Origin of the sequence: Aurantimonas sp. HBX-1 (assembly GCF_021391535.1) — a bacterium.
Lineage (GTDB): Bacteria > Pseudomonadota > Alphaproteobacteria > Rhizobiales > Rhizobiaceae > Aurantimonas.
On record NZ_CP090066.1, the window covers coordinates 1,131,238 to 1,150,337 of the forward strand.

20 protein-coding genes are annotated in these 19,100 nt (G+C 69.0%); 12 read left to right on the forward strand and 8 right to left on the reverse strand.

Features of this window, described 5'->3' with window-relative positions:
• The first annotated feature begins 2 nt into the window (after window positions 1-2).
• Both LXB15_RS05325 and ligA read left to right on the forward strand, forming a co-directional pair.
• Window positions 3-1,136 carry an NAD(P)/FAD-dependent oxidoreductase gene (locus LXB15_RS05325; RefSeq protein ID WP_233951450.1) on the forward strand — a complete coding sequence of 378 codons (1,134 nt, stop codon included), beginning with the start codon at window positions 3-5 and terminating at the stop codon, window positions 1,134-1,136.
• A complete protein-coding gene (gene ligA, locus LXB15_RS05330; protein ID WP_233951451.1) occupies window positions 1,133-3,253 on the forward strand; it encodes an NAD-dependent DNA ligase LigA in 2,121 nt (706 codons plus the stop codon). Before LXB15_RS05325 ends, ligA begins: the two co-directional genes overlap by 4 nt.
• Window positions 3,254-3,272: 19 nt before the next feature.
• Here the strand turns inward: ligA and LXB15_RS05335 are convergent, their stop codons facing one another.
• From LXB15_RS05335 to LXB15_RS05350, 4 genes are all read right to left on the reverse strand, one after another.
• Complete coding sequence (locus LXB15_RS05335; protein WP_233951452.1) at window positions 3,273-3,902, reverse strand: DUF1989 domain-containing protein; 630 nt, start codon at window positions 3,900-3,902, stop codon at window positions 3,273-3,275.
• Window positions 3,899-4,642, reverse strand: a complete 744-nt coding sequence (gene gntA, locus LXB15_RS05340) for a guanitoxin biosynthesis heme-dependent pre-guanitoxin N-hydroxylase GntA (protein WP_233951453.1) — start codon at window positions 4,640-4,642, stop codon at window positions 3,899-3,901. The genes LXB15_RS05335 and gntA overlap by 4 nt, the downstream gene beginning before the upstream one ends.
• Before the next feature lie 146 nt (window positions 4,643-4,788).
• Entirely contained in the window at window positions 4,789-5,628 is an 840-nt protein-coding gene (gene fghA / locus LXB15_RS05345) for an S-formylglutathione hydrolase (protein WP_233951454.1), read from the reverse strand.
• On the reverse strand, window positions 5,628-6,737 hold the full coding sequence (locus tag LXB15_RS05350; protein WP_233951455.1) for an S-(hydroxymethyl)glutathione dehydrogenase/class III alcohol dehydrogenase: 1,110 nt from the start codon (window positions 6,735-6,737) through the stop codon (window positions 5,628-5,630). The genes fghA and LXB15_RS05350 overlap by 1 nt, the downstream gene beginning before the upstream one ends.
• Window positions 6,738-6,958: 221 nt before the next feature.
• Between LXB15_RS05350 and LXB15_RS05355 the strand changes: the two genes are divergently transcribed.
• The 3 genes from LXB15_RS05355 (at window position 6,959) to LXB15_RS05365 (ending at window position 8,630) form a co-directional block, all read left to right on the forward strand.
• Window positions 6,959-7,504, forward strand: a complete 546-nt coding sequence (locus LXB15_RS05355) for a YbjN domain-containing protein (RefSeq protein WP_233951457.1) — start codon at window positions 6,959-6,961, stop codon at window positions 7,502-7,504.
• Between the two features lie 123 nt (window positions 7,505-7,627).
• Window positions 7,628-8,341, forward strand: a complete 714-nt coding sequence (locus LXB15_RS05360) for an AzlC family ABC transporter permease (protein ID WP_233951459.1) — start codon at window positions 7,628-7,630, stop codon at window positions 8,339-8,341.
• Window positions 8,334-8,630: an AzlD family protein gene (locus LXB15_RS05365; protein ID WP_233951461.1), complete on the forward strand. Its 297-nt coding sequence runs from the start codon at window positions 8,334-8,336 to the stop codon at window positions 8,628-8,630. Before LXB15_RS05360 ends, LXB15_RS05365 begins: the two co-directional genes overlap by 8 nt.
• Before the next feature lie 39 nt (window positions 8,631-8,669).
• Here the strand turns inward: LXB15_RS05365 and LXB15_RS05370 are convergent, their stop codons facing one another.
• Window positions 8,670-9,686 carry a Tim44 domain-containing protein gene (locus LXB15_RS05370; protein ID WP_233951463.1) on the reverse strand — a complete coding sequence of 339 codons (1,017 nt, stop codon included), beginning with the start codon at window positions 9,684-9,686 and terminating at the stop codon, window positions 8,670-8,672.
• 90 nt (window positions 9,687-9,776) lie between these two features.
• The gene (locus LXB15_RS05375; protein WP_233953060.1) at window positions 9,777-10,967 is read right to left on the reverse strand and encodes a VWA domain-containing protein; all 1,191 of its coding nucleotides are present in this window, start codon (window positions 10,965-10,967) and stop codon (window positions 9,777-9,779) included.
• A 101-nt stretch (window positions 10,968-11,068) separates the two neighbouring features.
• Here LXB15_RS05375 and LXB15_RS05380 point away from each other — a divergent pair, with 101 nt between their 5' ends.
• The 7 genes from LXB15_RS05380 to rarD all read left to right on the forward strand — a co-directional run bounded on the left by LXB15_RS05380 (window position 11,069) and on the right by rarD (window position 16,457).
• The gene (locus LXB15_RS05380) at window positions 11,069-12,001 is read left to right on the forward strand and encodes an alpha/beta fold hydrolase (protein WP_233951465.1); all 933 of its coding nucleotides are present in this window, start codon (window positions 11,069-11,071) and stop codon (window positions 11,999-12,001) included.
• 87 nt (window positions 12,002-12,088) lie between these two features.
• Window positions 12,089-12,406 (forward strand): hypothetical protein, encoded by a 318-nt coding sequence (locus tag LXB15_RS05385; RefSeq protein ID WP_233951467.1) that lies wholly within the window; start codon window positions 12,089-12,091, stop codon window positions 12,404-12,406.
• A 4-nt stretch (window positions 12,407-12,410) separates the two neighbouring features.
• Entirely contained in the window at window positions 12,411-12,755 is a 345-nt protein-coding gene (locus tag LXB15_RS05390) for a DNA-binding transcriptional regulator (RefSeq protein WP_233951469.1), read from the forward strand.
• A 150-nt stretch (window positions 12,756-12,905) separates the two neighbouring features.
• Complete coding sequence (pip, locus tag LXB15_RS05395) at window positions 12,906-13,871, forward strand: prolyl aminopeptidase (protein ID WP_233951471.1); 966 nt, start codon at window positions 12,906-12,908, stop codon at window positions 13,869-13,871.
• A 63-nt stretch (window positions 13,872-13,934) separates the two neighbouring features.
• Window positions 13,935-14,405 carry a GFA family protein gene (locus LXB15_RS05400; protein WP_233951473.1) on the forward strand — a complete coding sequence of 157 codons (471 nt, stop codon included), beginning with the start codon at window positions 13,935-13,937 and terminating at the stop codon, window positions 14,403-14,405.
• Window positions 14,402-15,367 carry a prolyl aminopeptidase gene (gene pip / locus LXB15_RS05405; RefSeq protein ID WP_255696727.1) on the forward strand — a complete coding sequence of 322 codons (966 nt, stop codon included), beginning with the start codon at window positions 14,402-14,404 and terminating at the stop codon, window positions 15,365-15,367. The genes LXB15_RS05400 and pip (LXB15_RS05405) overlap by 4 nt, the downstream gene beginning before the upstream one ends.
• Window positions 15,368-15,476: 109 nt before the next feature.
• The gene (gene rarD, locus LXB15_RS05410; protein WP_233951475.1) at window positions 15,477-16,457 is read left to right on the forward strand and encodes an EamA family transporter RarD; all 981 of its coding nucleotides are present in this window, start codon (window positions 15,477-15,479) and stop codon (window positions 16,455-16,457) included.
• On the opposite strand, the gene LXB15_RS05415 is transcribed toward rarD, so the two are convergent.
• Window positions 16,427-17,977, reverse strand: coding sequence for a carbon-nitrogen hydrolase family protein (locus LXB15_RS05415; RefSeq protein WP_233951476.1), 1,551 nt, complete (start codon window positions 17,975-17,977; stop codon window positions 16,427-16,429). The two genes, rarD and LXB15_RS05415, sit on opposite strands and share 31 nt — an antisense overlap.
• A gap of 114 nt (window positions 17,978-18,091) precedes the next feature.
• Entirely contained in the window at window positions 18,092-18,697 is a 606-nt protein-coding gene (locus LXB15_RS05420) for a TIGR00730 family Rossman fold protein (RefSeq protein ID WP_233951478.1), read from the reverse strand.
• Window positions 18,698-19,100 lie beyond the last annotated feature (403 nt).

A 19,100-nucleotide genomic window follows, 5' to 3' on the forward strand; every position in this document is an offset into this window, starting at 1 on the left:
CGATGGCGCATCACCGCGTGATCCTGATCGCCGGGGCGGGGCCGGTGGGACTCGCCGCCGCGGTCGAGCTGACCCGCCGCGGCCTGCCGGTGCGGATCATCGACGCCGGGGAGGGGCCGACGCCGCCCGAACAGTCGCGGGCGCTCGGAACCCTGCCGACGACACTGGCGATCCTCGCCGCATCCGGGGTTTCGGCGCGGCTGCTCGCCGAAGGTGCCCGTATCACCGGCGCCGACGTCGCCCGCGACGGGCACCGGCTGTTTTCCATCGAGGTTTCCGCGGCGCGCACGCCGACGCCTTTCATTCTGTCGCTGCCCCAGGGCCGGACCGAGCGGATCATGGTCGAGTGGCTGGCGGCGCACGGCGTCGGGGTGGAGTGGAACCTCGCGCTGGAGGACATCGTCGACACGCACAAGCCGCGGGCGATCCTCGCCAATGGCGAGACCGTCGCGGCGCGCGCCGTGGTCGGCTGCGACGGCGTGCATTCCCGGGTGCGCGAGGCGGTCGGCATCCCCTGGCGCGGGGAGGGCTATCCGGGCGTCTTCTCGCTGGCCGACGTGCGCTTTTCGGCGCCGATCGATCCGACGCGCGCCAAGGTCAACATCCGCTCCGGCATCGGCGGCTCGGCGCTGCTGCCGTTCGGGCCGCATGCCGGCCGCTATATCGGCCTCGGGGGCGACCCCGAGGCGCTCTACAACGGGGTGTCCGGGATCGAGGCGGTGACCTGGACGTCGCGCTTCAGCGTCGCATTCCGGCGCGCCGAGCGCATGGCCAAGGGACGGGTGTTCCTGGCGGGGGACGCCGCCCACGTGCATTCGCCGGTCGGCGGGCGCGGCATGAATCTCGGCATCTGGGACGCGGCGACGCTGGCCTTCCTGCTCGCCGAGGGCCGCGAGACCGAATACGAGACCAAGCGGCTGCCGGTGGTCGACGAGGTGCTGAAGGTGACCCGCCAGATGACCGACATGGTCAGCCGGCCGGGGGGTCCCATGCTGTGGCTCCTGCCCTTCGCCATGCCGCTGGTGACCCGCGTGCCGACGGTCGCGCGGCGGATCGCCGAACGGGCGCTGGCGCTCGACCTGCCGCAGCCGGAATGGCTGGCGGCGGACTACGGAATGAACAGGGACGCGGGATGAGCGACACGCCGGTCGAGGAACTGACGGAGACCGATGCCGCCGCGGAGCTGGAACGGCTGGCGCATGAGATCGCCGCGCACGACCGGCGCTACTACGCCGAGGACGCGCCGACTGTCTCGGACGCCGAGTACGACGCGCTGCGGCGCCGCAACAGCGCCATCGAAGCGCGGTTTCCCGGCCTGATCCGGGAAGACTCGCCGTCCGCCCGGGTCGGCACCGAGGTGTCGGACAAGTTCGGCAAGATCCGCCATTCCATCCCGATGCTGTCGCTGGACAACGCCTTCTCCGACGAGGACGTCGCGGACTTCGCCAAGCGCGTGCGGCGCTTCCTGAAGCTCGACGAGGCGGCGCCGCTGGGGATCACTGCGGAGCCGAAGATCGACGGCCTGTCGCTGTCGCTGCGCTACGAGCAGGGCGAGCTGGTTTCGGCGGCGACGCGCGGCGACGGCACCACCGGCGAGGACGTCACCCGCAACGCCCGCACCGTGTCCGACATCCCGAACCGGCTGAAAGGGTCCGTGCCGGACGTCTTCGAGGTGCGCGGCGAGGTCTATATGAGCCATGCCGGCTTTGCGGCGCTCAATGCGAGCCAGGCCGAGGAAGGCAAGCCGATCTACGCCAACCCGCGCAACGCCGCGGCCGGGTCGCTGCGCCAGCTCGACGCCGGCATCACAAGGCGCCGCAAGCTGAACTTCTTCGCCTATGCCTGGGGCGAGGCGAGCGAGGTGCCGGGCGACACGCAGATGGCGGTCGTCGCGGCAATGAAGGCGATGGGCTTTCCGACGCTCGACCTGATGCAGCGCTTCGAGACGATCGAGGGGCTGATCGCGCATTACCACCGGATCGAGGAGGGCAGGGCCGGGCTCGGCTACGACATCGACGGCGTGGTCTACAAGGTCGACGACCTCGCGCTGCAGAAGCGGCTCGGCTTCGTCTCGCGCTCGCCGCGCTGGGCGATCGCCCACAAGTTTCCCGCCGAGCAGGCGACAACGGTGCTGCGCGACATCGAGATCCAGGTCGGGCGCACAGGCGCGCTGACGCCGGTCGCCAAGCTGGATCCGGTGACGGTCGGCGGCGTCGTCGTCCAGAACGCCACGCTGCACAATGCCGAGGAGATCGAGCGGCTCGACGTGCGGGTCGGCGACACGGTGCAGATCCAGCGGGCCGGCGACGTGATCCCGCAGGTGCTCGGCATCGTCCCCGACAAGCGGCCGAAGGGCGCCAAGCCGTTCGCATTTCCCGACACCTGCCCGTGCGAGCTGAAGACGCCGGTGGTGCGCGAGGAGACGGCGTCTGGCGCGCAGAGCGTCGTGCGCCGCTGCACCGGCGAGTTCGCTTGCCCGTTCCAGCGGCGCGAGCACCTGAAGCTGTTCGTCTCCCGCAAGGCCTTCGACATCGACGGCCTCGGCGAGAAGCAGATCGACCTGTTCTACGACGACCCGGACTTTCGCGTCCGCACGCCCGCCGACATCTTCAGGATGCGGGATCGCGACGCCGCCTCGCTGAAGAAGCTGAAGGACAAGGAAGGCTTCGGCGAGGTCTCGGCCCGCAACCTGTTCGAGGCGATCGAGGCACGGCGGACGATCGCGCTCGACCGGCTGATCTTCTCGCTGGGCATACGGCATGTCGGCGAGGCGACGGCGAAGACGCTGGCCCGCGCCTATGGCAGCTTCGACGCCTTCCACGTGGCGGCGCTGAAGGTCGCCGAGGGGGACGCCGAGGCCGCCGCCGAGATGGATGCGCTGGAGGATATCGGCGGGGCGGTGATCACCGCGGTGGCGCGGTTCTTCTCCGAGGAGCACAACCGCCGGCTGGTCGAGGAGCTGGTGCGCGAACTCACCATCGAGACGGTCGAGAAGCCCGCCGCGACTTCGCCGGTTTCCGGCCAGACCATCGTGTTCACCGGCTCGCTGGAGCGCATGACCCGCGACGAGGCGAAGGCCATGGCCGAGGCCCTGGGGGCCAAGGTGGCGGGCTCGGTGTCGAAGAAGACCGATCTGGTCGTCGCCGGCCCCGGCGCCGGCTCGAAGCTCAAGAAGGCGGCGGAATTCGAAGTCGAGGTGATCGACGAGGATGCCTGGTTCGAGCGGATCGGACGGGGCGGCGAGGCGGGCTGAGCCCGCCAGGCCCGTCGGGTCAGCCCGCCAACGCTTCCCGGGCCGCTTCCTTCGCGACGATCCGGTAGTGGATCGGCTTGAAGCTGCCGCCGTTGCTGGCCGGGGCCGAGCAGGCGGTGAGGCCGATGACGAGGTCCATCTCCGCCCGGAAGGCGATGTGGTCGCCCGCCCGGCTGAGCGGCGGCAGGACCTTGAAGCGGCCGGTCTCGCCGTCGACCGGGACATTCATGAAGCAGTTGAAGGCGACCGGGATGGCGTCGTCGGTGACGCCATACGGCGCCAGAGCGTTGGCGAGGTTGCCGTGGCAGCCCTGGTGCGGCGGCTCGTCGTCGTAGCAGAGGCGAAAGGTCGCCTCGCTGCACGGCGTCAGCAGGAAGTCGTGACGGCCGACCGTATCCTCGACGATCTCCAGCATGACGTTCGAGCGGTTCGAATAGAGCTTGTCGCCGGTGGTGAGATAGATGCGCTCGGCGTAATCGAGCGTCCGGCCGGACGACAGCATCTCGCGGATGTCTGCGCTGGAGACCGCCAGCAGGTCGGCAACCTGGCCGCCTTCCGGGTCGATGACGATGAGTTCCTCGCCCGCCTTCAGCTCGAAGGCGGTGCCGCTGCGCGGCGCGATGCGCTGGCTGCCCGCGACGGCGCTCACGAGGCGCGCCTGACGTCCGGGGTTTCCTCGTTGGCGACGGGCAGGACCGCCTCCGGCTTGCGCGAGAACGGGCAGGTCCACTCCGGGCCCACGGCGCGGCCGCTGTACTGGCGCGCCTCGGAGATGGTGCCGTGCCGGGCGAGCATCGGGTTCGGGTCGCCGGCGAGCTTCACGTCGCGGTCGATGATCGACTCGCGCAGCTTCTCGTAGCGGTTCGCCTCGCGCAGCATCTCGAACTGGTTGTGCAGGTTGAACACCATCGTCGGGTGGGCAAAGCGCCGGGCCGGGCGGCTGGCCTTGGGATGCAGGCCGACCACGAAGAACGCCTCGCCGCCGAAGCTGAGGGAGAAATGCTGGTCGGCCGGGTCCGAACTGACACGCGGATCGTGCTTCTGGCCGCGCCAGGCGTCCTTGTCGGCCAGCGACTGGATGCGGGTCCACAGGCTCTGTTCGAAGGCTTCCTCGGTCAGGTCGTAGGGCCCCTCGAAGATCACCGCGAAGCTGGTGAACAGCATCGGCTCCTGGCTGTATTCCCAGGCGAAGTTCATCAGCCTGTCCTGGATCTCGACGTCGTTCCAGGCGCTGTCGATGCTGCGGGCCGTGTGGATGGTCATGCGGCCGCGTTGCAGCGCCGACTTGGCGCCGACGCAGGGAAAGCCCTGGTCCATGATGAAGCTGCGCAGCTCGGTCTCGAGCGGCGATGCGGCGGTATCGTCGTTGACGCTATGGGTACTGGGCATGGGGAGAGGAGCGCCTCGTTCAGGGGACTCCGAAACCGGCAGCGTCCGGGATGGTTCCGGTATTGGCTTGCCGGCTACGACTCCATTTCCCGTCGGAGGCGAGGGTTGGGCGGCGGCCGCGGTCTCCCGCAGCCGCCAATCCTCCGCTAGTTCTTCAGCCGCTCGGCATGCCAGCCGAGATGGTCGGCCATGAAGGTCGAGATGAAGAAGTAGCTGTGGTCGTAGCCCGGCTGGCGGCGCAGCGTCAGCGGAATGCCGGCCTCGGCGCAGGCCTTCTCCAGGCGTTCCGGCTGGAGCTGCGCGGCGAGGAAGTTGTCCGCCTCGCCCTGGTCGACCAGAAGGTCGGCGACCCGGGCGCCATCCTCGATCAGCGCCACCGCGTCGTGCTGGCGCCAGGCCGCGCGGTCGTCGCCGAGATAGGCCGGCAGGGCCTTCTGGCCCCAGGGCACCTCGCTGGGTGCGACAATCGGCGCGAAGGCGGAGACCGCCTTGTAGCGATCCGGATAGGTCAGGCCGATGGTCAGCGCGCCGTGGCCGCCCATGGAATGGCCGAGGATCGACTGGCGCGCCGTATCCGCCGGGAACTCGGCAGCGACGAGCGCCGGCAGTTCCTCGGTGACGTAGGACCACATGCGGTAGTTCTTCGCGAAGGGCTCCTGCGTCGCGTCGACGTAGAAGCCGGCGCCGAGACCGAAATCATAGGCGGCGTCCGCATCGTCCGGCACGCCGTCGCCGCGCGGGCTGGTGTCGGGCGCGACGAAGATCAGGCCGAGCTCGGCGCAGGCGCGTCGATACTCGCCCTTGTCCATCACGTTGGCGTGGGTGCAGGTGAGACCGGACAGATACCAGACTACCGGCAGCTTCGCCCCCGGCGCATGCTCCGGCACGTAGACCGCGAAGGTCATGTCGGTGCCGGTGGCGGCGGACGCATGGCGATAGACGCCCTGCGTGCCGCCGAAGGCTTTCGCCGTCGAGACGGTTTCCATCAGAAGACCACGACGGAGCGGATCGACTTGCCCTCGTGCATCAGGTCGAAGCCCTTGTTGATCTCCTCCAGCGTCAGCGTGTGGGTGATCATCGGGTCGATCTGGATCTTGCCGTCCATGTACCAGTCGACGATCTTCGGCGTATCGGTGCGACCGCGCGCGCCGCCGAAGGCCGAGCCCTTCCAGACCCGGCCGGTGACCAGCTGGAACGGCCTTGTGGAGATCTCCTTGCCGGATTCCGCCACCCCGATGACCACCGAGACGCCCCAGCCGCGATGGCAGGCCTCGAGCGCCTGGCGCATGACCGTGGTGTTGCCGGTGCAGTCGAACGTGTAGTCGGCGCCGCCGTCGGTCAGGCCGACGAGATGCTGGACGATGTCGCCCTCGATCTCCTTCGGATTGACGAAATGCGTCATGCCGAAGCGGCGGCCCCATTCTTCCTTGTCCGGATTGATGTCCACGCCGACAATCTTGTCGGCTCCGACGAGGCGGGCGCCCTGGATGACGTTGAGGCCGATGCCGCCGAGGCCGAAGACGACGACGTTGGAACCGGGGGTCACCTTGGCGGTGTTGACCACGGCGCCGACGCCTGTGGTGACGCCGCAGCCGCAGTAGCAGGCGGTCTTGAACGGCGCGTCCTGGCGGATCTTGGCGACGGCGATCTCGGGCAGCACGGTGAAGTTCGAGAAGGTCGAGCAGCCCATGTAGTGATGGATCGCCTGGCCCTTGTAGGAGAAGCGCGTGGTGCCGTCCGGCATCAGGCCCTTGCCCTGGGTGGCGCGGATCGCGGTGCAGAGATTGGTCTTGCCGGAGAGGCACGACTTACACTGGCGGCATTCCGGCGTGTAGAGCGGGATCACGTGGTCCCCGGGCTTCACATAGGTGACGCCGGCGCCGACCTCGCGCACGATGCCCGCGCCCTCATGGCCGAGGACGGACGGGAACAGGCCCTCGGAATCGAGTCCGTCGAGCGTGTAGGCGTCGGTGTGGCAGATGCCGGTTGCCATGATCTCGACCAGCACCTCGCCGGCCTTCGGGCCTTCCAGGTCGAGCTCGACGATCTCGAGTGGTTTCTTGGCCTCGAACGCCACGGCGGCTCTGGTCTTCATGCATCTCTCCGAAATCTTGGTGCCGGGCTCCTGCTAGCCGTTTCGGGCCGGCTTGCAAACCCTGCGGCGACAAGCGCGGCGACGGCCGTCTGCGGCGTCGACGGTCCGGGCCGCATGGCAGCCGGGCCACGGTCGCGGCAGAACCGTTGATAAGGCGCAATGACGGGTTGCGGCGATGCCGGAGGAAGCCGAGATTGGCAGCCTACGAACGGGAATCGCTCATGTCCTCCAGTCCGCCGCGCTTCCTGCGCACCGGCCTCACTGTCCTGTGGATGCTCGCCGGCACGGCGGGGCTGGCGATCGCGCAGCCGGCCGAGACGCCGGCCGCGCCGGCGATCACCGATCCCGGCGCGCAGCCTGCGGACATCATCGCGGCGAACGACGTCGCGGCCATCACCGAGATCGCCCGCGGCTACGGCGAGGCCGACGCAATCGCGGCGGGCAACGGCGACCCGGTGATCACCGGCCAGATGAACGGCATCGGCTACCAGATCTTCTTTCTCGAATGCGCCGCGAACCGCGACTGCAAGGTGCTGGATTTCTACGCCATCTGGGACACGCCGGGCGTGCAGCTGGAAACCATCAACGAGTGGAATCGCTCCCAGCCGTTCAACAAGGCCTATCTCGGCGAGGACGGGCTGCCGGTGATCGAGCTCAACCTGTCGCTGGTCGGCGGGCTGACGCGGCCGCAACTGGTCGATGCCTTCGACCGCTGGGCCGTCGCCCTGGCGGAATTCCAGCGTTCGGTCGTCGAGGCGGCGCTGTAGCGCCCTTGCTGCCCGGGCAGGCCGGCAACGCGCCGACGCTTGCCTCCGCCCGGCACCGGGCGTAATCCGCCGGCGGGCCGCCCGCCGGTCCTCTCACCCCGTCGATCCCCGCCGAGTGTCCGCTTGACCCATTCCGCCCGCCTGGAGATTCGCGCCGCCTTGCGCCAGCTGCTGCCGGTGATGCTGGCGGTCACGCCGTTCGGCATGGTCTATGGCGCCGTCGCCGTGGCGGAGGGCTTAACCGTGTGGCAGGCGATGGGGTTCTCCGTCGCGCTCTATGCCGGCGCCTCGCAGCTGGCGGCGCTGCAGATGATCGGCGTCGGCGCGCCGATATGGTCGGTGCTCCTGACGGTGGTGGCGCTGAACTTCCGGCACGTGCTGTATTCGGCGTCGGTCGGCCGGCATCTCACCCGCTTCAACCCGCTGGAGAAGGCCGCGGCGTTCTTCCTGCTCACCGATCCGATGTTCGGCGCGGCGGAGGCGCGGGCGCTGCAGCAGCCGCTGACCAAGACCTTCTACTTCGCCTACGGCATCCTGCTCTATCTCAACTGGATCGGCTCGACCCTGGTCGGCGCGGTGTTCGGCTCGATGATCGGGGATGCGGAGCGCTTCGGGCTGGATTTCGTCCTGCCGGTGTATTTCCTGTCGCTGCTGATGACCTTCCGGGCCCGCAACGCCTTCTATCTCGTGGCGCTGAGCAGCGCCGCCGTGTCGCTGCTCGTCTATGCGACGCTCGGGCCCCCCTGGCACGTGACGCTCGGCGGGCTGGCCGGCATCGCCGTCGCGGCGATCGCACCGCCGAAGCGGCAGGCGGAGGCGGGGGCGGGGGATGAGTGATATCTGGCTGATCATCCCGCTGGCCGGCCTGCTGACCTACCTGACGCGGGCCAGCGGACATCTCCTGCTGGCGCGCTTCGGGCGCATTCCGCCGCGGCTCGACGCGGCGCTGAATGCCGTGCCGGCCGCCGTGCTGACCACCATCGTGACGCCGGTGCTGGTGTCGGGCGGATGGCCGGAGCGCGTGGCGATCGTCATCTGCATCGCGCTGTCGCTGCGCCTGCCGCTGATCGCCACCGTCGCGATCGGAACCGCGATGGTCGCGCTCGCCCGCGCCGCGGGCTTCTGACCGGAAGGGCGGGACGCCTAAGCGCCCCGCCGCGGAGGCTCAGGCTTCCTGGATCGCCGACAGCTTCCAGTCGCCGCCGCGCTGGCGCACGAAGGTCCAGAGCTCCGTCGCCTCGGTCGGCGTCTCGGGATCGCCCTCGACGACTTCACCGGTGGTACGGTCGCGCATCACGTCGATGGACGAGAAGCGCATGGCGACACTGGCATAGTCGCTCGGGCCTTCGCGCCATGCCTCGGCCAGATCGCCCTGCTCGAGCTTGACGTCGAGCACGTCGTTCTTCCGGCCGGAGGTGGCGTTGTCCGAGAGTTCCTCGGCGAGATAGGACATCACTTCCGGCGTCGTCAGCTGCCGCAGCGCCGCGTAGTCCTCGCGCGAGAAGGCAGCCTGCACCGCAACGAGCCGCTGCTCGAACGTCTCGAGATCGCCGTCGGTGATGCCGACCTCGTCCGAGCCGCTCGCCACCGGTGCGGTGGCTGCCTTGGCGCTCGCGGCCCCGGCTGCGGCGCCCGAGCCGATCGACGGGATGCGGAAGCTGCCGTTGCCGGCGGCGGGCGGCGGCGTGTCGTCATAGGCGCGGCGTTCGTTGCGGCCGGCGTTGGCGGCCGAGGCCCGCGCCGGCGTCTGCGCCGAGCGGCCACGGAACAGGCGGATCAGCAACATGGCGCCGAGCCCGACCAGCAGCAGCTGGACCAGCAGCGCCAGGAAGCCGCCCATGCCACCGAAGCCGGTGCCCATCAGCATGCCGAACATGCCGCCGAGCAGGAGGCCGCCGAGCAGACCGCCGCCGAGCCCGCCGAACATGCCCGGCCGGCGCGCCTGCGCGCCCGCCTGTCCGGCGGCGGCACCCGGCTGGGCGGCCGACGGCTGGGTCATCGTGCGGTTGACCGGCGCGGTGACGTTCGGCGCGGTCTGCGTCGCCGGTGCGCTCTGGAACGTCCGCCCGCCGCGGCTGCCGAAGCTGCCGCCGCGCCGCGCGTCGGCATAGTCGACCGCGACGAAGGAGAACACCATGAAGAGGCTGGCGAGAAGGGCGCCGAAGCGCAGGCGGTTGGCCATGAAAAGGATCCGTCTGGTTGTCGTTGCATTGGCATATGGGAAGGGCGGGCCCGCAGTACCACGGCCGGCCGGCAATATCGGCAGAGGCGGCTAGCGCGAGAGGCTGCGGGTTGCTGCCTCGATGCCCTGGAGCGTCATCTCGAACATGCGGTCGTCGGTCGCCTCGCGGATCATCGCGATGGACTGCGTCCAGTCCCATTGGGACCGCGGTACCGGGTTCAGCCAGGCCATGCGTGGCCACTGTCGGGCGAAGCGCGACAGCCAGACAGCGCCCGGCTCCGGGTTCCAGTGCTCCACCGAACCGCCTGGCATGACGATCTCGTAGGGGCTCATCGAGGCGTCGCCGACGAAGACCGCGCGGTAGTCCGGCCCAAAGCGGTTGATGACGTCCTGGGTGGCGATCGTCTCGGCATGGCGGCGGCGATTGTCCTTCCACAGCCGCTCGTAGGGGCAGTTGTGGAAGTAGAAGAACTCGAGGTGCTTGAGCTCGGATCGCGCCGCCGAGAACAGCTCCTCGACGATCCGGACGTGGTCGTCCATCGACCCGCCGATGTCGAGGAAGAGCAGGACCTTCACCGCGTTGCGCCGCTCCGGCCGCGTCTTCACGTCGAGATAGCCGTGCTCGGCGGTGGCGCGGATCGTGCCGGAGAGGTCGAATTCCTGCTCGGCGCCGTCGCGGACCCAGCGCCGCAGGCGCTTCAGCGCGATCTTGATGTTGCGCGTGCCGAGTTCGACGCCGTCGTCGAGGTCGCGGAACTCCCGCCGGTCCCAGACCTTGACGGCGCGCCGGTGGCGGCTCTCGGCCTGGCCGATGCGCACGCCTTCGGGATTGTAGCCGTAGGCGCCGAAGGGCGAGGTGCCGCCGGTGCCGATCCATTTGGAGCCGCCCTGGTGGCGGCCCTTCTGTTCCTCCAGCCGCTGCTTCAGCGTCTCCATCAGCTTGTCGAAGCCGCCGAGGCTCTCGACCAGCTGCTTCTCCTCGTCGGTCAGGTGCTTTTCCGCCAGACGCCGCAGCCATTCCTCCGGCAGCTCGCGCGGATCGATTCCGGCCTCGCCGGCGCCGGCGACGGATTCGACGCCCTTGAAGACCTCGGCGAAGACGCGGTCGAAGCGGTCGATGAAGCGCTCGTCCTTCACCAGCGTGGCGCGCGCCAGGAAGTAGAAGCCCTCGACGTCGAAGCCGACGAGATCGGCGCGCATCGCGTCGAGCAGCAGGAGGTGCTCGCGCAGCGTGACCGGCACGCCGGCGGCCTTGAGCTTGAGGAACAGGGTCAGGAACATGCGCCGAGGGTAGGGCAGGCGGCTCGCGCTGTCATGGGGCAAGCGCGCGGGCTTGCCAGGCGCCGGCGCAAACCGCCACATGGGGGCCTGGAGGATGCCTGGTGCGGCTGTTGCTTGTCCTGACCCTCGTCGCCGTCGGCGCGCTGGCGCTCGGCCTCTACTGGCTGTGGACGCCGGACCGTTCCCGTGCCGCGCTGGAGGCCGCCTATCTCGATGCGCCCAGCGACATGGTCGAGGTCGATGGCGTGTGGCTGCACGTGCGGGACAGCGGGCCGAAAGAGGCGCCGGCGCTGATCATGCTGCACGGCTTCGGGTCGAGCCTGCACACCTGGGAGCCCTGGGCCGCGGCGCTGGGCGATCGCTACCGGGTGGTGCGCTTCGACATTCCGGGCGCCGGCCTCTCCGGTGTCGATCCCACCGGCGACTATTCCGACGAGCGCACGCTGGCGGTGCTGCTGGCGCTGATGGACCGGCTTTCGATCGAGCGGGCGACGCTGATCGGCAATTCGATGGGCGGGCGCTTCGCCTGGCGGTTCGCAGCGGCGCATCCGGAGCGGGTGGACAGGCTGGTGCTGATCTCGCCGGACGGCTTTGCCAGCCACGGCCTCGAATACGGCAAACGGCCGAACGTGCCGGCGACGGTGAGCCTGATGCGTTACGTCCTGCCGCGGCAACTGCTGCGCATGAACCTCGTGCCGGCCTATGCCGACCCGTCGCGGCTCTCCGAGGCAACGGTCGACCGCTACCACGACCTGCTGCTGGCGCCCGGCGTCCGCGACGCCATGATCGAGCGGATGCGGCAGGTGGAACTGGTGCCGCCGCCGCCGCTTCTGGCGACGATCGCCGCGCCGACCCTGCTCCTGTGGGGCGGCAAGGACGCGATGATCCCGCTTTCCAATGCCGCCGACTATCAGGCGGCGCTGCCGGACAGCCGCCTCGTCGTCCTGCCGAATCTCGGCCACGTGCCGCACGAGGAGGCGCCGGCCGAGGCACTGGTGCCGGTGGCGGCGTTCCTGGACGAACGGCGGGAGTGAGGGGCGATGTTGCCGTCGTGAAGAGCGGGCTAGAATGAGCATGCCAAGCTTGTCGCAGCTGCGCCAATGGCGTATATGAGGCTATGAATGTACGACGTCGAAATCGGCGAGACGGAGCGTTTTCGGATCGATTGCGGGCTCTACGGGCTGGAGGCAGAGCGCTACGAGCAGGTGTTGCGTATCCTTCGATCCGACCCGGTGATCGGCAAGCAGCGAGCGGATTCCCCCGCCTTGTGGGATTGGTCCTTTCGGTCGCTGCGGATCACCTACGCCCTGTCCGACCAGATCGACCGGATCGTCCTGTTGCGAGTGGTGCCGCTGGAAGCCCCGGCGGCCCGGCCAATTGAGGCGGCCTTGAGAGCGATCCGCGTTATCAACGATGTGAAACGGCTGTTTGGACTGTGAGGCGATGACGAAGCGTGTACCGGTCGAGACCCAGGATGAAGCCAATGACCGTCTGGTCGAATCCCTTGAGCAGGCGCTGAAGTGGTTCGAAGGAGATGACTCCCAAGTCGTGGTCCACCGTTTCACGGTGGCGGTGCCGGACATTGCCAAGCTCCGCCGCAAGCTGAAGCTGACGCAGGACGCCTTTGCCGGCAAGATCGGCGTGCCGGTGGCGACGCTGCGCAACTGGGAACAGGGCCGGCGCTACCCGACCGGCCCGGCCCGGGTGCTGCTGAACGCCCTCGAGCGCGAACCGAAGGCGGTGATGGCGGCCATCGCCGCCTCCGAGATCGTCGAGGCGGCGGAGTAGGGCGCTTCCCGGGGCGCCCGCCGTCCCGACCGCACGACGAGGCTTCGGCCTCCCCCATCCTGCAGCGTCGCCGCCGCCATTCGCGACGAAGTGACCGGGCCGGATCGCGCGTCGGTGCAAAACGCCGCGATCCGCACTAGAAGCCAAGGGATGAGCGACTCCTTCCGCAAGCCCTATCCCGCCATCGAACCCTACCAGACCGGCCGGATCGACGTCGGCGACGGCCACCAGGTCTATTACGAGCTGTGCGGCAATCCCGACGGCATCCCGGTGGTGTTCCTGCACGGGGGGCCGGGCAGCGGCGCCTCGTCCCAGCACCGGCGGCTGTTCGATCCGGCGAGGTACCGCATCCTCCTGTTCGACCAGCGCGGCTGCGGGCGTTCGACGCCGCTCGGCTCGCTGGAAGCCAACACCACCTGGCACCTCGTCGCAGACCTCGAACGCCTGCGGAAGCTGACCGGCGCCGAGCGCTGGCTGCTGTTCGGCGGCTCCTGGGGCGCGACGCTGGCGCTCGCCTATGCCGAACGGCACCCCGAGCGGGTGACCGGCATGATCCTGCGCGGGGTGTTCACAGGCCGGCGTTCCGAGCTCGACTGGTTCTACGAGGCGGGCGCCAACCGGCTCTTCCCCGACCGCTGGGAGAACCTGATGGGTCCGATTCCCGCCGACGAGCAGGATGACCTGCTGACGGCCTACGGAAAACGGCTGAACCATCCGGACCGGGCCGTGCGGGCCGAGGCGGCGCGGGCCTGGACCGGGTGGGAATCGGCGACGGTGACGCTGCGCACCGGCCGCGGCGGTGAGGCCTCGTCCACCGGCCCGGTCTCTGACGCGACCATCGCCTTCGCCCGGATCGAGAACCATTACTTCTCGCACGATCTCTGGCTGGAGGAGGGCGAACTGCTCGACAATGTCGAGCGGCTGCACGACATCCCGGCCGTCATCGTCCAGGGCCGCTACGACGTGGTGACGCCTGCGATCACCTCCTGGCAGCTGGCGCAGGCCTGGCCGCGAGCCGACTACCGCATGGTGGAGGGCGCCGGCCATGCCTTCGCCGAGCCCGGCATCCTGCACGAACTGCTGTCGGCAACCGACCGCTTTGCCGGCAAGGCCTGACGCTGGCGGGCGGCCTGCCGAGCGCTAAGATCACCGTAGCTGTTCAACGGAGCCAGGAACGCCATGACCTCCCATACCGGTGGCTGCCAGTGCGGCGCCGTCCGCTTCCGTGTCGAGGGCGAACTCGGCAAGGCGTCGATCTGCCATTGCCGCATGTGCCAGAAGGCCTTCGGCAACTTCTTCGCGCCGCTGGTCTCGGTGCCGGACGGGGCGCTGGTCTGGACGAAGCGCGAGCCGGCGCGCTTCCGCTCGTCGAACCACGTGCTGCGCGGCTTCTGCCCGTCCTGCGGCACGCCGCTGACCTACGAGGCGCCGGACGGCGTGGCGCTGGCGATCGGCGCCTTCGACGACCCCGCCGCGGTGCCGCCGACGCTCCAGTACGGAGTCGAGGGCAAGATCGCCTATGTCGACCGGTTGCATGAACTGCCGGGGCGGGCGTCGGAAGACGACGCGGAGGCGCTGGAATTCCTGCGCACGCTCGTCTCCTGCCAGCACGCCGACGCGCCGGACGGCGACGAAAGAGGCGCGGCGTGAGCGGGTCGGAGGGATCGCTGCGCGGGCTCTATCCCGAGATCGAGCCCTACGAGCACGGCATGCTGGATGTCGGCGATGGCCACCGGATCTATTGGGAGCGCTGCGGCACCAAAGGCGGCACGCCGGCGGTGTTCCTGCACGGGGGCCCAGGCGGCGGCGCGTTTCCGGTGCATCGCCGGCTCTTCGATCCCACCCGCTACGACGTCCTGATCTTCGACCAGCGCGGCTGCGGCCGCTCTACCCCGCACGCCTCGCTCGAGGCCAACACGACGTGGCACCTCGTCGCCGACATCGAGCGGCTGCGCGCCATGGTCGGCGTCGAGCGATGGCTGGTGTTCGGGGGCTCCTGGGGCTCCACCCTGGCGCTCGCCTATGCCGAGACGCATCCCGAGCGGGTGAGCGCGCTGATCCTGCGCGGCATCTATACGCTCACCCGGGCGGAACTCGCCTGGTACTACCAGTTCGGGGTCTCCGAGATGTTCCCGGACAAGTGGGAGCGCTTCCTGGCGCCGATCCCCGAGGCCGAGCGCGGCGACATGATGGCGGCCTATCGCCGCCGGCTGGTCGGCGATGATAAGGCGGCGCAGGCGGAGGCGGCCCTGGCGTGGAGCCTGTGGGAGGGCGAGACGATCACGCTGCTGCCGGACGAGACGGTCGGCGGGCAGTTCGGCGACGCCGACTTCGCACTCGCCTTCGCCCGCATCGAGAACCATTACTTCGTGCACGGCGGCTGGCTGGAGGAAGGGCAGCTGCTGCGCGACGCGCACCGGCTGCAGGAGATCGAGGGGGTGATCGTCCACGGCCGCTATGACATGCCCTGTCCGGCGCGCATCGCCTGGGAGCTGAGCAAGGCCTGGCCGCGGGCCGCGTTTCATCTCGTCGAGGGCGCCGGCCACGCCTTCTCCGAGCCCGGCATATTGCATCATCTGATCGAGGCGACGGACCGGTTCGCCGACGGCTGAGGGCCCCACCCATCAGCGAAGGTGATTGCAGCGATAACCTGAATTCGGGTGGCGGTGCGCTGCGGGTCTGCTAGACCGCGGGGACCCTCAACCACCCTCAGGTCTTGCCATGCCCGCGGCCGACACCGCACAGCGTCAGGGATTCACCTACGCCCTCGCCGCCTTTGCGATCTGGGGCCTGATCCTGCCGATCTACATGAAGCTCCTGGCGGACGTGTCGCCGCTGGAGATCGTCGGGCACCGCATCATCTGGGCGATCCCCTTCGCCATGCTGATCCTCTGGTGGCAGGGCCTGCTGGGCGGCGTGTGGCGGCACTTCACCCACCTGCGGACGCTGGCGCTGGCGACGCTGACGGCGGTCCTGATCTCGGTGAACTGGGGCACCTATGTCTACGCCATCGTCTCCGGCCATGCGGTCGAGGCGGCGCTCGGCTACTACATCAACCCGCTGGTCAACGTGGTCCTCGGCGCACTGGTGCTGGGCGAGCGGCCCAACCGCATCCAGTCGGTGGCGATCGGCCTCGCGGCGATCGGCGTTGCGATCCTGACCGTCAAGGCCGGCGGCCTGCCGTGGATCTCGCTGATCCTCGCCTTCTCCTTCGGCACCTACGGGCTGCTGCGCAAGATGGTGCCGGTCGGCGCCTCGGAAGGCTTCTTCCTGGAGGTGGCGATCCTGTCGCTGCCGTCGGTGCTGCTGATCGCCTTCATGCCAGGCGAGAGCCACTTCCTCGGCAATGGCTGGGAAACCGCGATGCTGATCGGGGCCGGGCCGCTGACGGCGGTGCCGCTGATCCTCTATGCCGCGGGGGCGCGGCTCTTGCATTATTCCACCATCGGCATCCTGCAATATGCCGTGCCGACGCTCTTGTTCCTCACCGCCGTGTTCATCTTCGGCGAGCCGTTCAGCGCCTGGCAGCTGGTTGCCTTCGCCTTCATCTGGGCGGCGCTGATCCTCTACACGGTGGCGCTGTTCCGCTCGACGCGGGCGGAGCGGCGCGAGCGGCAGGGGACCGGAGCGGTACTGCCGGCCGAGGCGCCGCTGGTGCTGGCCGGGGCGGCTCAGCCGCCGTCGGACCAGCGGGTGCGGTAGAGGTCCAGCCGGCGGTCGCGCAGGTTGCGGACCGAGCCCTCGTAGCGAGCCCAGTTGAGCGTCGCCAGGTTGAGGTCGGCGACGGTCACCATCTCGATGTTCTCCGACGCTTCCGCGGCAATGCCATCGCGGGCGAAGGGGAAGTCGCAGGGCGTGAAGATCGCCGACTGGGCGTACTCGATGTCGAGATTGTCGACATTGCCGAGGTTGCCGGTCATGCCCGAGGTGACGACGTAGCACTGGTTCTCGATCGCCCGCGCCTGGCAGCAGTAGCGCACCCGCAGATAGCCGTGGCGGGTGTCGGTGTTGAACGGCACGAACAGGATGCGCGCGCCCTGGTCGGTCAGGCGCCGTGCGACTTCCGGGAACTCCGAATCGTAGCAGATCATCACGCCGATCGGCCCGCAGTCGGTCTCGATCGTCTCGACCCGGTCGCCGCCCTTGATCTGCCAGTTCTGGCGCTCGTTGGGCGTCGGGTGGATCTTCTCGCGCACATGCACCGAGCCGTCGCGCAGGAAGACGTAGCCGAGATTCTGGATGGCGCCGGCCTCGGTGCGGGTCGCGTGGCTGCCACCGATGATGTTGATGTTGCGGCGGATCGCCATCGCGGTCAGCCGCTCGACGAAGTCGGGCGTGTGCTCGGTGAGGCGGGCGATCGCCGCCTCCGGCTTCAGCTCCTCGGCCTCGCAGGACAGGAGCATCAGCGTGAACAGTTCCGGAAACACCGCGAAGTCGCCGCCATATTCGGAGGCGACATCGACGAAATATTCCACCGCGTCGTAGAAATCCTGCGGCTGGGTGATGCGCCGCGCCTTCATCTGCACGGTGACGACGCGCACCACGTCCGGATTGCCGCGATTGACCGGCTGTTCGGCGCGCGAGGGATCGTAATAGGGATTGCGCCAGACCATCAGGACGGCATGGCCGCCCGACGCCTCGTCCCTCGGGTAGTAGGCTTCGAGGAGGCGGATCGGCTCGAAGCCGGCATCGAGATGGAACGAGGCCACCGGATCCTTCACGGCGCCGGCGCGGATCGCCTCGAGATAGGCCTCGGGCGTTCCGTACTGGCGGGCGTTGCGGCGGTAGCCGGGCATGCGGCCGCCGAAGGCGATGCCCTTGAGGTCGAGATCCTGGCAGAGGCGTCGCCGGGCATCATAGAGCCGCTTGCCGATCCGCAGGCGCCGCCGGTCCGGATCGACGCAGATCTCCGTGCCGTAGAGCCATTCGCCGCGCCGGTCGTGCATTGCCGCATAGCCGCCGCCGGTGACCTCGGCCCAGCTGTGCTGCTCGAGCGCCTTCTCCTCCGGCAGGATCATCGTCGCGGCATAGCCGACGATGTCGCCCTCGTAGACGACGACGAACTGGCCTTCGGGAAAGGCCGACAGCTGGCCGAGGATCATGCCGCGCGTGTAGCCGACGTCCTCGCGGAACACCTTGGCCGAGAGCGCGATGATGGCGTCGACGTCGTTCTTCGTAGCGATGCGGACTTCGATCGTCGGGGTCGAGCGCTTTTCGGCCATGGGAAGGCGGATCCTTGTCGCGATGTCGCAGAAACGGGGAGCGCGGCGGCTGCCGCACGCTCACATCTAGGCCACTGGCGGGTTATCGCAACCGAAAGACCGTAATACCGGGAATCAGAGCCGCTCGATGATCTCGGCGCGGCCTTCGTCGGCTTCGGGCAGCGTCAGCGCCGCGAGGCGCGGTACGATGTCGGCGACGGCGTCGATGACGATCGGCTGCACCTGATGGGCGCTGTGGATGAAGCCCTCGTCCTTCATGTGGTCGAACAGCCGGGCGAGCGGATCCCAGAAGCCGCCGATATTGGCGATGACGATCGGCTTGGCGTGCCGGCCGAGCTGGCTCCAGGTCATGATCTCGACCAGCTCCTCCAGCGTGCCGATCCCGCCGGGCAATGCCACGAAGGCGTCGGAGCGCTGGAACATCAGGTGCTTGCGCTCGTGCATGTCGTCGGTGACGACGAGCTCGTCGAGCCGGCCGAGCTCGCGCTCGGTCGCTTCCATGTCGATAAGGAAACGCGGGATGATGCCGGTGACCTGGCCGCCGGCCATGATCACGCCGTCCGAGACGGCGCCCATGATGCCGCGCGTGCCGCCACCATAGACCAGCCGCATCCCGGCCTCGGCCATGTCGCGGCCGAGCCGCCGGCCGCTCTCGACATAATCGGGATCGCGCCCGGCGGAGGACCCGCAATAGACGCACACGGAACGAATCGCATTCATGGGCTGGAAGGTCGGCCGTGGGGGAGGGAAGGTCAAGCGGGGATGGGGCGGTTGGGAGGATAGCGCCGGCCCTCCGTCAGGGCCGTCATCCTCGGGCCCCGTCCCGAGGATTCAGGCTGCGGCGTTGGATGGCGCGGTGAGCGCCTCGCATCGGCGGCTTCATCGGCGCGGAAGCGACCCCGACGAAGCGGTGCGGATGTCCTGCAGCAAGGCGGCGACCGGAGCGGCCGAGCCCCTGGATCCTCGGGACGGGGCCCGAGGATGACGCCGTAAGGGAGCGAGCGGCGCTGCATTCCGTGCGACGCCGTTTGGCGATTCGCGGAGGACGGATGCGCAACGTGGGGGCTGATCCATGATGCGATGCACGAGCCAGTCACACCGTACGAGTTGATCATACCACCCA